This window comes from Endozoicomonas sp. (assembly GCF_051008435.1).
Lineage (GTDB): Bacteria > Pseudomonadota > Gammaproteobacteria > Pseudomonadales > Endozoicomonadaceae > Endozoicomonas_A.
Genome location: NZ_JBPCXO010000086.1, coordinates 1 through 10,931 on the forward strand (window position 1 = coordinate 1; position 10,931 = coordinate 10,931).

At 48.4% G+C, this 10,931-nt stretch carries 12 protein-coding genes; 6 read left to right on the forward strand and 6 right to left on the reverse strand.

The genetic code is table 11. The annotated features are described in order from the left end of the window. The first annotated feature begins 291 nt into the window (after positions 1–291). On the forward strand, positions 292–1,794 hold the full coding sequence (locus tag ACR2PX_RS03875) for a WD40 repeat domain-containing protein (protein ID WP_433998048.1): 1,503 nt from the start codon (positions 292–294) through the stop codon (positions 1,792–1,794). 45 nt (positions 1,795–1,839) lie between these two features. Here the strand turns inward: ACR2PX_RS03875 and ACR2PX_RS03880 are convergent, their stop codons facing one another. The 5 genes from ACR2PX_RS03880 to argR all read right to left on the reverse strand — a co-directional run bounded on the left by ACR2PX_RS03880 (position 1,840) and on the right by argR (position 5,969). Beyond that, positions 1,840–2,421: a PqiC family protein gene (locus tag ACR2PX_RS03880; RefSeq protein ID WP_433998049.1), complete on the reverse strand. Its 582-nt coding sequence runs from the start codon at positions 2,419–2,421 to the stop codon at positions 1,840–1,842. A 4-nt stretch (positions 2,422–2,425) separates the two neighbouring features. Beyond that, positions 2,426–3,394 carry an MlaD family protein gene (locus ACR2PX_RS03885; protein ID WP_433998050.1) on the reverse strand — a complete coding sequence of 323 codons (969 nt, stop codon included), beginning with the start codon at positions 3,392–3,394 and terminating at the stop codon, positions 2,426–2,428. Beyond that, positions 3,394–4,188 (reverse strand): ABC transporter ATP-binding protein, encoded by a 795-nt coding sequence (locus ACR2PX_RS03890; protein ID WP_433998051.1) that lies wholly within the window; start codon positions 4,186–4,188, stop codon positions 3,394–3,396. The genes ACR2PX_RS03885 and ACR2PX_RS03890 overlap by 1 nt, the downstream gene beginning before the upstream one ends. Before the next feature lie 2 nt (positions 4,189–4,190). Beyond that, positions 4,191–5,264, reverse strand: a complete 1,074-nt coding sequence (locus tag ACR2PX_RS03895) for an ABC transporter permease (RefSeq protein WP_433998052.1) — start codon at positions 5,262–5,264, stop codon at positions 4,191–4,193. Positions 5,265–5,510: 246 nt separating this feature from the next. Further along, the gene (argR, locus tag ACR2PX_RS03900) at positions 5,511–5,969 is read right to left on the reverse strand and encodes a transcriptional regulator ArgR (protein WP_433998053.1); all 459 of its coding nucleotides are present in this window, start codon (positions 5,967–5,969) and stop codon (positions 5,511–5,513) included. Positions 5,970–6,378: 409 nt separating this feature from the next. Between argR and artP the strand changes: the two genes are divergently transcribed. From artP to ACR2PX_RS03925, 5 genes are all read left to right on the forward strand, one after another. After that, on the forward strand, positions 6,379–7,116 hold the full coding sequence (artP, locus tag ACR2PX_RS03905; protein ID WP_433998054.1) for an arginine ABC transporter ATP-binding protein ArtP: 738 nt from the start codon (positions 6,379–6,381) through the stop codon (positions 7,114–7,116). 64 nt (positions 7,117–7,180) lie between these two features. Continuing rightward, positions 7,181–7,945 (forward strand): lysine/arginine/ornithine ABC transporter substrate-binding protein, encoded by a 765-nt coding sequence (locus tag ACR2PX_RS03910; RefSeq protein ID WP_433998055.1) that lies wholly within the window; start codon positions 7,181–7,183, stop codon positions 7,943–7,945. Between the two features lie 230 nt (positions 7,946–8,175). Beyond that, the gene (artQ, locus tag ACR2PX_RS03915; protein WP_433998056.1) at positions 8,176–8,838 is read left to right on the forward strand and encodes an arginine ABC transporter permease ArtQ; all 663 of its coding nucleotides are present in this window, start codon (positions 8,176–8,178) and stop codon (positions 8,836–8,838) included. Then, a complete protein-coding gene (gene artM, locus ACR2PX_RS03920) occupies positions 8,835–9,515 on the forward strand; it encodes an arginine ABC transporter permease ArtM (protein WP_433998057.1) in 681 nt (226 codons plus the stop codon). The genes artQ and artM overlap by 4 nt, the downstream gene beginning before the upstream one ends. 281 nt (positions 9,516–9,796) lie before the next feature. After that, positions 9,797–10,309 carry a lactoylglutathione lyase family protein gene (locus tag ACR2PX_RS03925; RefSeq protein WP_433998058.1) on the forward strand — a complete coding sequence of 171 codons (513 nt, stop codon included), beginning with the start codon at positions 9,797–9,799 and terminating at the stop codon, positions 10,307–10,309. Here ACR2PX_RS03925 and ACR2PX_RS03930 read toward each other — a convergent pair. Beyond that, a complete protein-coding gene (locus ACR2PX_RS03930; RefSeq protein WP_433998059.1) occupies positions 10,297–10,878 on the reverse strand; it encodes a hypothetical protein in 582 nt (193 codons plus the stop codon). The genes ACR2PX_RS03925 and ACR2PX_RS03930 overlap by 13 nt on opposite strands. Positions 10,879–10,931 lie beyond the last annotated feature (53 nt).

Sequence of the window (10,931 nt, forward strand, 5' to 3'; positions counted from 1 at the left end):
AGCTGAAATAGAGCTGAAATTCCCCCGAATTATTTAAACTGCATTGATCTTCTGCGTCTGTTTTACCCTTCTTTGGCGAATAACAAAAAATCAAAACCCTATTCTGTAGGTTTCATGCATTCAGGAGGTGAAAAACCTCTCTCTAATCAAGAAATCACGGATTCAGGTTTTAGTCAATAGGCACTCAATGCGATTTAAAACTTGTTGAGTCTATGGCTGTTTCCAAAGAAATCTTATGACTTAACCTCTGATTACATCGGATTGTTTTCTTTCTTTTTCATCGAGGTCATTATGCTTCGTTTAACGTACTGGATGGTTGTCTCTTTCATATCCCTGGGCTTGACACTCTGCGTACAGGCACAGGACACCCTTTCACCCCTGATTACCTTTAATCATGGAGCTCAGATCAATGATATTGCCTACAACGAGCAGGGCAATTGTGTAGCCACTGTTGCTGATGATTTCAGAGGTAAATTCTGGAACGTAGGCCAATCCGTTAATTTCTCAGCACCCAATGCCAGAAATAATATCGCAACGATCCGCCATAGTGCCCGAATAGGACAGATTGTTTTTTCAAATCAATACGTGGCTACGGCTTCCGATGATGACCTGGCCAAACTCTGGGAACAAACCGGGATTATAGTCAATGCTCTGGGTATTCCTGCAGTGGCACTCAAAGCCATCGCCAATAGCGGAAATGGTGAGGATGCCACCCGTGTAGCCATTGATGAAACAGAAAAATACATGGCCGTTGGGACTGCAAAAGGTGAAGCTCAGTTATTGGATCTAAGCAACATTAAAGTACGATCCAAAGCACCCAATGCTAACAACGGTCAGAACGAAGCAGACTACGTTTATGTTGTCGATCCCGATGACCCAGAACCCAGTAATATAGAAACAGACATTGAAGAACCTGCGCTGATTGCACGGATGTGGCATGAGGGCTCCAGAACAGGGCCCAGTGCAATAGCCGATATGGCTTTCAGTCCAAAAGATAAATGGATTGCCACTTTGGGTGAAGACATGACAGCCAAAGTCTGGAATTACGAGAAAGAACCTATCCGCTCCGATAATGGTCGTCTGGTTCTACCCCTGGAAGTGTTCATCGATCTTGATGGCAGTGTTGCCCTGAATCGTAACCAGCTGTTTTTCAGTCCTGACGGCAATCTTCTGGGAGTCAGCCACGGAACCAAAGTCAGCATCTATAACCTGAGAAAGATCAGTCCGAACAGCAAAGGAACGCCTGTGGCAGCACTTTATGCTGAAGTGGAGAGCGAACATGCCATTAACGTCATTGAGTTTGACGAAGCCTGGACCAAGCTGGGTATTGGCATTAATACCGGTTCTGATTGCCGCTTCACTGTCTGGAATTTTAAAGAGCTGATGCCTGATGCCCAGGGCACCGTCAGACCTCAAATGATCGGTCAGAAAGATTTCGATGAGGATCAGATCTATGACATTACCTTTGACCGAAAAGGAGAAATCATGGTCACCGCCATGCAGAGTCAGAGTGCCAACCTTTTCAACCTGACCAATCTTGAAGAAGTACCCAACTCGGTCAATGCCAGTGAACCTGAACTGGTGGCTACTCTTCCTCACGCCAACACCAGTGTTACGAAGATCAAGTTCTCGCCGGATAATCAGAAAGTGGCGACTGCAGCCAATGACGGTAATGCCAGGCTGTGGGATGTTTCCAAATACGCTGAGTTTTACTCATCATCCACCGTCACTATTAGTGGTGGAGTCAAGTTGATTACAGCCATTGCTATTTTTATGACTTCCTTATTCTACTGATTTTCGAAAACTGACCAGCGAAGGTTTCACCGTGAAGCGAAACCTTCACTGCTGAGCGACAATATCCTTCTGCACCCTCTGGGTCAGATCAGCCAGCAAATAACTGAATCCTTCAACCAACTGCTCCGGGCTACTGTCTTTGGGAAGGTTTCTTGTCAGCTTGATGGAGTAGGATTGAGCACGTTCCTGATCTTTAAGGAGTGTTACCCTGACATCCAGCTCCAGACGACTGTCGAACCAGGCCAGATTATTAATCGTAACCTGTACAGCCCTATCCGGCGCCTGACTTCTCAACCAGGGGCCGGATTGAACGTCCGACTGAGGAAAAAGAGTCGTCAGGTTCTGGGTAAGGATACGGGTTATCGCATCCTGAAGCGGCTCTCCCCAACGTTGAATATCGTAACGGACAAGTTCATATCCACCGTCGTTTACGACCAGATTAGCTCGATCCATCCAACCTGGAATCTCTACCGGAACCACCCCGATGGAAGTTGTCGTGCCATGACTGACCCTCCCTTCAACGGCAGGTTTCAGAGTGTAATACTGAAATGGCGTCACATTACTCGCACACGCCGATAGCAGGAAAACGGCGACCAGGGGCAAGAACCACTTAACATTATTCTTCATTGCATTATTCCCCTGTCTCTCTGCCCGACAACACCGAACCTGGCTGCTCTTCCAACAACTCTGCCAGTTCCCTGACAGCATCTGCTGAACGACTAATGTCTTTACTGCTTCGCTCCAGCTGATACATCAGTGGAGAGTCGGGAGCCATGGTATCTCCCAATGCGGTTGTTGTCTGTTCGACCGCTTTCAGGGTTGCTTCCACCGTAGCTAAAACCTCATTCACCTTGCCAAGTGTTTTGGGCAGCTCTCTTTCAATAGCCTGGGACATTTGGCCCATATTATCGGCCATGGGTACGAATTCGTTCCTCATGTCCGACATGCTTTTAGCCATATCTTTAGACATAGACCCGAACTGTGCGAATGCCTTGTTGAGATTTTCCGGCATCTGCTGAAATTCCTGACTGCCACTGATGGTATTCAGGTTATGAGCAATGCTTTTCAAATCAGCAATCAGCTCAGGCAGGTTCATCTTGTCCAGATCCTGAGTAATGGTTTCAAAATCAGTAGGAACGGTTGGCAATTGTGGGTACTGGGTTGAGACGGGAAGGGTCTGAGAAATGGCTTTATAGAAGTCCACTTCGACGTATAACAATCCGGTCAGTAAACTCTGGGTTTTTAACTTGGCCGCTAATCCCCTGGCCACCAGTTGTTCCATGATGTCTTCAGGGATGTCTCCTCCCTTGCTGATCACCATGTCCGGATAAATATCGATGACCACCGTATTAAGCAGCTCCTCCTTGTCGACATACAGCTGGGTGCGAATATCAGTGACTTCACCAATTTTAACCCCCCGCAGTGTGACAGGAGCGCCAATATTCAGCCCCATAACACTACTGTCGTATATCAACTCATAGCGTTCTTTACTGTTACCGGAGTAATTGCCATTTCCTACAAACATGGCAAGGCTCACAGCCAACCCGATCATGGCCACCACGAACAGGCCGGCAAAGATAGAATACCTTTTTTTATTCATCAGCTATTCTCCCCACAAGCCTGTTGATGACTCTGCCCCCGAGACAGAAAGTCCCTGACCAGGGGCTGAGAACTGTGATTCAGCATATAAGAAGGAGCCCCCGTATCCAGCTGCGTTTTAGTCTGTGCGTCGAGAAACACACCATTGGAACCTATGGCAAAAATACTTTCGAGTTCATGGGTCACAATCACAATCGTGACACCCAGAGAATGACTGAGCTGGAGAATCAGATCGTCCAGCCGCTTGGCACTCAAAGGATCAAGACCTGCGGAAGGTTCATCAAAGAACAGAATGTCTGGATCCAGAGCCATGGCCCTGGCCAGCCCTGCCCGCTTGGCCATACCGCCACTGATTTCGGAAGGATAGTAATCTTCATATCCCGACAGCCCAACCAAAGCCAGTTTGTAGCGCACCAGATCAGCAATCTCTGTCGATTTCATTCGGGTATATTGAGTCAGCGGCAAGCTGACATTTTCTGCCAGCGTCATGGCACTGAACAATGCTCCGCTCTGATAGGTCACCCCCCAACGCTTTCTCATCTCCAGTTGCTGACGATCAGAGGCAGAAAAGTAGTTCTGGCCTTCATAGGAAATGGTTCCGGCCGCCGGTTGATACAAACCGATCATATGCTTGAGCAAAGTACTTTTGCCGCAGCCACTGCCTCCCATGATGACAAAGACATCGCCTTTGTGAACCTTGAAGGTCAGGTCCTGCTGTATCAGGCTGCTGCCGTATTTCATAGTCAGCTGACTGACTTCTATCGCAACACTGGACTCGGGATCTGGCTGTTCCATCGTCAAATACCCAACTGGAAATAGAGAATATTCAGACCAGCATCTGCCACTACCAGGTAGACAATGGCGGTGACTACCGCTGTAGTCGTTGCCTTGCCCACTGCTGCTGATGAACGACCACAGGCCAGTCCGGCCTGACACCCGGCAAAGCTGATTAAAATAGCAAACACCAGACTTTTAAAGAGCCCGGTCATAACATCAGACATGGCAAACGCGCCAGAGAGCTGATGAACGTATTGGGTAAAAGTGATATCCATACTCAGGGCTACTACTCCACCTCCCAGCATCCCCAGGATATCGCTGTAGAGTGTCAGTAGAGGCATGGCTACAATCAGAGCCAGCATTCGGGGAAGCACCAGATAATCAATAGTCCTGATACCCAGAGTCGTCAGGGCATCGACTTCTTCATTAACCTGCATGGTCCCTAACTGTGCCGCATAAGCAGCGCCCGTCCGACCCGCCATGATAATAGCGGTCATCAAAGCCCCCATTTCCCGTACCATGCCTACGTCGACCAGATCAGCCACATACACTTCGGCACCAAACTGCCTGAGCTGGACCGTGCCGAGATAAGCCAGAATCATGCCCACCAGAAAACTCAGTAGCGTCACGATCGGGATTGCCGCTGGACCGGCCTGATGCAGAAACTGGAAAAAGTCGCCACTTCTGACATCACTGCGCAGTCTGAACATTCTGAGGATTCCGAGGTTGATATCCCCCAGAAAAAGGACGAAGTCTTCCAACCATTGTAATAAGCCCTTCATAACGGACTGAAGCAGGTTGAATGAGAAGAACGTTTTTTTATTGGATGATGTTAGCAAAGGTACTGCAGTGGCCAACTGATGAAGACTACGGGCGTCTTCTGGAAGCCCTGAAAGCATCAGCTGTATTTTGTTACGGTCACAGTAGCGTTGAAGCTTGAGCAACCAGGCGGAAAACTGGGAATCCCATTGAAAGGAGGACTCCGCCAGAACTTCAAGGGTCAGAACATCCCCCGACTCCAGTTCAGAGAATATCTGCGCAGCATCAGGCAAAGTCTGATACCGGTCCCAACTACCGGAGAGGCTCGCGCTCATGTGCTCCGGACTAACGTTATGCGTTACTTTGAAACCGGGTGATGCCATCGAGTCTAAAAATGCTGATTAAAAAGAGCGACAAGCATATAGACAAAACAGAATCGGGTAAATATTCCAGAGACTGACTTTACCAAGATCACAGACTGTTTCCAGGCGCACCCCGGTTCGGTTCAAAGCATCATATTGACTTTGACGTATAAAAGCGGAAGGCCTGAATCTAACCTAAACAGACCTTTGATCAGGCCATCACATAAACAGCTTGATGATGCTTTCCTGAAGACTGTCAATTTCAGCAGGGGAAGCAGGCGCTACAAAAATGGTATCGTCGCCTGCAACACACCCCAGAATCCCATCAGACCGACCGATGGAATCCAGTAAACGTGCAATCATCTGGGCAGCCCCCGGACTGGTTTTGATCACAATCAGCATGCCATTGTTGGCAACATCTTCCACCAGATCCCGAACCGCAATATTGGAGTCCATTTTCCCCAGCTCCGGTGGCAGACAGTACACCTGCTCATTACGGGCATTGCGAGCACGAACTGCACCGTGTCGACTTAATAATCTGGAAACCTTGGATTGACTGATGTTGTCAAAACCCTGGTTCTGAAGCTGCTCAACAATCTGACTTTGTGATCCACAGCGCTCTTCTTTCAGCAACTGCCTGAAAGCCTTAATGAGTTCTTCCTGTTTTTGACTGGCCATAATCTTTGTTCATTGCTCCTGGGGTCCCAGACACTGTTTGCCAGGATTTCCGGCCTCATCTGGGTAAAAAAGCATTATCGATGAATAAATATTCAAATGTGACTTGATTTTATCCACGATCATGTAAGAGAATCCATTTTCCATGTGAACCCGTAGTCTGTTCGGCCTATGCTTTTCCGGTAAGAAACGGTCGTAAGGCTCTTAGTCCAACAGATTCTGTCAGTTCTGAAGCCTGCCCGAACCATGCAAACCGGGACAGACTCTCACAAACAGCTATGAGCTGGAAATACCGCCTCTGCGTTAATCAATGGCAGAACGGGTGTTTCAAACAGTCATGAGTACAAAAAATTCCCGTTGCATTTCATACTCACCAAAGCGGGAATTTTTACAAAATGGTAGATGAAAGGCAATGGGCATAGTAGTAGAGGGCCTCAGCAAGGCATTTGGCTCCACACAGGTACTAAAAGATATCAGTTTTAACATCCCCCGGGGTGAAACCACCGTTCTTCTCGGGGCCAGTGGCGCAGGCAAAAGCACCTTGCTTCGTATGCTGAACCTGCTGGAAACCCCCGATCAGGGCTCCATGGATGTCGCTGATATGTCTTTTAATTTCAGCGATGGTCATGATAGCAAACATCTGAACAAACAAGCCTGCGCTCTGAGACGCAAGGTAGGCATGGTTTTTCAACAATACAACCTTTGGCCTCATATGACCGTTCTCGGCAATCTGATTGAAGCTCCGGTGGTGCAGGGTATGCCCAAAGAGCAGGCCATCAGTAAAGCCAAAGAGCTTCTGGAACGTGTCGGTCTGTCTGAAAAAACAGATGCCTGGCCATCGTCTCTGTCGGGTGGACAGCAGCAGCGAGTAGCTATAGCCCGAGCTCTGATGCTGTCACCTGATGTGCTGTTATTTGATGAGCCTACGGCCGCTCTGGATCCGGCGATCACCAATCAGGTTGTAGAAGTCATCAAAGAACTGAGCCAGTCCGGTATCACTCAAGTGGTTGTGACCCACGAAGTTGAGTTTGCCCGTAAAATTGCCAGCAAAGTTATCTATCTTGAAGATGGCCATATCGTTGAAGATGGCTCATCCGATCACTTTGCTCACCCCCAAACAGAAGCTTTTCGCAGCTATCTGGAACACTGACCCGTTGGAGGCACCGCCTCCAATACCCTGTTGACAGACTTTTCGGATTTCTGGAGTACCGAAAATGAAAAAAATATTCGCGTCTATCCTGGCGGCCAGTGCTTTGACTGTAGCCACCTTTCAAGCTCAGGCAGCCGAAACCATTCGCTTTGCCACAGAAGCCACCTACCCTCCGTTTGAGTTTGTTGGCAAAGACAACCAGCTGGAAGGTTTTGATATTGATCTGGCCAATGCCATCTGCAGCGAGCTGAAAGCAGAGTGTTCTTTCAGCAACCAGCCATTTGACAGTCTTATTCCCAGCCTTAAATTCCGCCGATTTGATGCTGTTATTTCCGGTATGGATATTACTCCGGATCGTCTCAAGCAAGTGGATTTCAGCAGCCCTTACTATGAGAACTCAGCCATTTTTGTTGCTGATAAAAACAAGGAGCTGACGTCTATTGAGTCTCTGAAAGGTAAATCAGTTGGCGTTCAGAATGGCTCTACTCACCAGCAGTATGTCATCGATAAGCTGGAAAGTCAGGGTGTCAAAGTTCGTCCCTACGATACTTTCCAGAACGCTTTCCTGGACATGACCAGTGGCCGTGTCGATGCGGTTTTTGCTGACACAGCGGTTGCCAAAGAGTGGCTGACTGAAAGAGGCAAAGGCCAGTACGCGCAGGTAGGCCCTGAGATTAAAGATGCTGACTATTTTGGTATCGGCTATGGGATCGCAGTGCGCAAACAGGACGAACTGAAAAAGAAATTTGATGCGGCGCTGAGCAAACTGAAAGAAAACGGCACCTATCAAAAGATCTACGACAAGTACTTTAACCCGGATATTTCATAAACTGCCTCGAATCTCGCACAGGCATTTGTCGCTCTATGGGATTTTGCGAAGGAATGCCGTACCGGGGAGTACGGTCGACTGAGTAAAACTCCCTTAGAGTGGCAAAGGGCAAGCGAGAGCGGGAGCATGTTTATGAAATATCCGGGTTCACAAGACTCCTGCCGCCTGATCACTTCCAGGCTGCAGTGTTTCCGGCTGCAGCCCCCATCTACTGACAGACCGTTGTTTCCATGCTTGATCTCTTTTTCAATGCAACGCTGATGACCCTGGGGCTGGCACTGTCCTCCCTGCTTGTGGGACTGGGACTGGCAACCCTGCTGGCTCTGGGTGAACTGAGTCCTTTGCGGCTGGTTCGATACCTCACTGTTACCTGGGTCACCATCGTCAGAGGACTGCCTGAAATTCTGGTGGTCTTCTTTATTTATTTTGGCGCTACTCACCTGCTCTTTCTGCTGACCGATGAATTTATTGAAATCAGTCCATTTACGGCAGGCACCATAGCGCTCTCACTGATTTATTCAGCCTATGCCAGTCAGACTCTTCGCGGGGCTTTTATGGCCGTTCCCAGAGGCCAGTCTGAAGCTGCCAGAGCCCTGGGCATCAGTTCGGCTCGCTGTTTTTATCGGGTCGTTCTGCCACAAGCCTGGCGACATGCACTACCGGGACTGGGTAATCAGTGGCTGGTACTTTTGAAAGATACAGCATTAGTCGCCTTGATTGGTGTGACTGACTTGTTGCGACAGGCCCAGCTGGTTTCATCACAGACCTATGAACCTTTTACCTGGTATGCAACAGCCGGGGCTATCTATCTCGTGGTCACCCTGATCAGCCAGCACTGTCTGGATAGAATGAAGCAGAAAACCAGTCAACACATCAGGACGGTGAACGTATGATGCTGGAATCCTTATACGACTATCTGCCACAGTTACTGAGAGGCCTTCAGACAACCCTGGAGCTCACCTTTGCCAGCCTGCTAACCGGCCTGGTACTGGCACTGCTTTTTACTCTGATCCTGTCACTGCGCTTTAAACCTCTGGTGTGGCTGGTACGCTTACAGATTCTGCTGTTTACCGGCACGCCCCTGCTGGTACAGATTTTTCTGATTTATTATGGCCCTGCGCAGTTTCCGATCCTGCAGGAAAGTATTCTCTGGTCCCTGCTCAGCGAGCCCTGGTTCTGTGCCATGCTGGCACTGGCTTTGAACAGTGCTGCCTATTCAACACAGTTATTTAAAGGCGCGATTGATGCAGTATCTGCCGGTGAATGGGAAGCAGCTCTGGCACTGGGTATGACCCGCCAGCAGGCCCTGGTCCGGGTTATTCTACCCCATGCGATTCGCAGGGCACTGCCAGCCTATGGCAACGAAATGATTCTGGTCATGAAAGGCACCTCTCTGGCCAGTACCATTACTTTGATGGATCTCATGGGCTATGCCGCTCGACTGAACGCCCAAACGTACGACACTCTGACAGTCTTCACTCTGGCAGGCCTGATCTATCTGACGCTGACCGGCATTCTGACATTGATTGTGAGATTGATTGAGCGCAAAGCTCTGGCGTTTTCCAGCTAGGAGCCTGTCGGACTTATGCTTTCGGGCATAAATTTCAGTAGAACGAGTCGAATTATTCGATGGATTCGTGAGAATAGTTGACCTATTTAATCGAATTCATCGAATAATTGGGCCGTTCTTTCTGGAATTTAGGCGGAAATAGTCTTAAGTCCGACAGGCTCCTAGAGAAGGATTGGCGCCAATGGTTTGGCTGAACTAATGAGCAATATTGCAAAGAATGGAACTTTAACTATTCTCTGACTGTCCCTTTTTGTTGAGTAATTATTCCGTGAGGTTATAAGGTGAGTAGTCATTCCCATTCATACCCCAGGAACTTCAGTCACATTGGTATATCAGTGCCTGATCTTGAAAGGGCTGTAGAGTTCTATACCGAAGTCATGGGGTGGTACTTGATCATGCCCCCTACTGATATTACTGAAGATGAGAGCGCCATTGGCATTATGTGCACAGATGTCTTTGGTGAAGGTTGGTCATCGTTTCGTATAGCGCACTTATCGACAGGCGATCGCATCGGAGTCGAACTGTTCCAGTTTCCACAGCAACAACAGCCAGAGAATAACTTTGAGTACTGGAAGACGGGCGTTTTTCATTACTGTGTTCAGGACCCCGATCTTGAAGGGCTGGCCGAAAGAATCGTTCGTCATGGTGGTAAACAGCGAATGCCGGTTCGATATTATTATCCGGGAGAGAAGCCTTTCCGGATGGTTTATATGGAAGACCCTTTTGGCAACATTCTTGAGATTTACTCCCACAGCTATGAGCTGACTTATTCTTCAGGCGCCTATTCGGGCTGATCCGGAAAGTTTTTCTGGCTTTCAAAATCAATATGTAACTTGTCACACTCCAGATCGTCACACTCTCCTTGGTAATAGCAGGTACAGATTTCAGTATTGATGCTTCCATCCAGTTTATAGAATTGAGGGTTGCTCTTGACCTGACTTATCTCGTTGGGAGTGAGATGAGTCAGGTGGCAGCGCGGATAATTGCATTGATCGTGGAGGAGTTGATTGATGCAGATATCAGCGTAGCTGGGAATAGGAAAAGCTATGGCAGGGACCACCTGAGGAAGAGGTTGTAGAACATTTTGATTCCAGTGCTGGGGGCTGGTCAGCGGGCTCCAGCCTGCTTCTAAAGTACCATCGCCCCAGAATCGAATGAACTGGTTCAGGGAGTAATATCTCACCCTGTTCTCTTGAAGTGCATTAGCAGGTATAGCGTTGAGTCTTCTCAGATTCTGATCTCTCAGCAATTGTTGAATCCTTGGTTTCTGCTGACGGTTGTAGTTTATAACCCTTAAGTCCCGCTTAACTTTGAGGTAATGAGCGAGCAGGCTGTACTTTTGGTAAGAGAGTACAGTTTTCATACACTTTGCAGTCTAATCTACAGCATCAGCTTGTGTTCATAATTGTTCCGCTT

Excerpts from the sequence above, each read along its gene's own strand:
- ACR2PX_RS03875 (WP_433998048.1), top strand. The coding sequence starts at position 292 with ATGCTTCGTTTAACGTACTGGATGGTTGTCTCTTTCATATCCCTGGGC.
- ACR2PX_RS03880 (WP_433998049.1), bottom strand. The coding sequence starts at position 2,421 with ATGAAGAATAATGTTAAGTGGTTCTTGCCCCTGGTCGCCGTTTTCCTG.
- ACR2PX_RS03885 (WP_433998050.1), bottom strand. The coding sequence starts at position 3,394 with ATGAATAAAAAAAGGTATTCTATCTTTGCCGGCCTGTTCGTGGTGGCC.
- ACR2PX_RS03890 (WP_433998051.1), bottom strand. The coding sequence starts at position 4,188 with ATGGAACAGCCAGATCCCGAGTCCAGTGTTGCGATAGAAGTCAGTCAG.
- ACR2PX_RS03895 (WP_433998052.1), bottom strand. The coding sequence starts at position 5,264 with ATGAGCGCGAGCCTCTCCGGTAGTTGGGACCGGTATCAGACTTTGCCT.
- argR (WP_433998053.1), bottom strand. The coding sequence starts at position 5,969 with ATGGCCAGTCAAAAACAGGAAGAACTCATTAAGGCTTTCAGGCAGTTG.
- artP (WP_433998054.1), top strand. The coding sequence starts at position 6,379 with ATGGGCATAGTAGTAGAGGGCCTCAGCAAGGCATTTGGCTCCACACAG.
- ACR2PX_RS03910 (WP_433998055.1), top strand. The coding sequence starts at position 7,181 with ATGAAAAAAATATTCGCGTCTATCCTGGCGGCCAGTGCTTTGACTGTA.
- artQ (WP_433998056.1), top strand. The coding sequence starts at position 8,176 with ATGCTTGATCTCTTTTTCAATGCAACGCTGATGACCCTGGGGCTGGCA.
- artM (WP_433998057.1), top strand. The coding sequence starts at position 8,835 with ATGATGCTGGAATCCTTATACGACTATCTGCCACAGTTACTGAGAGGC.
- ACR2PX_RS03930 (WP_433998059.1), bottom strand. The coding sequence starts at position 10,878 with ATGAAAACTGTACTCTCTTACCAAAAGTACAGCCTGCTCGCTCATTAC.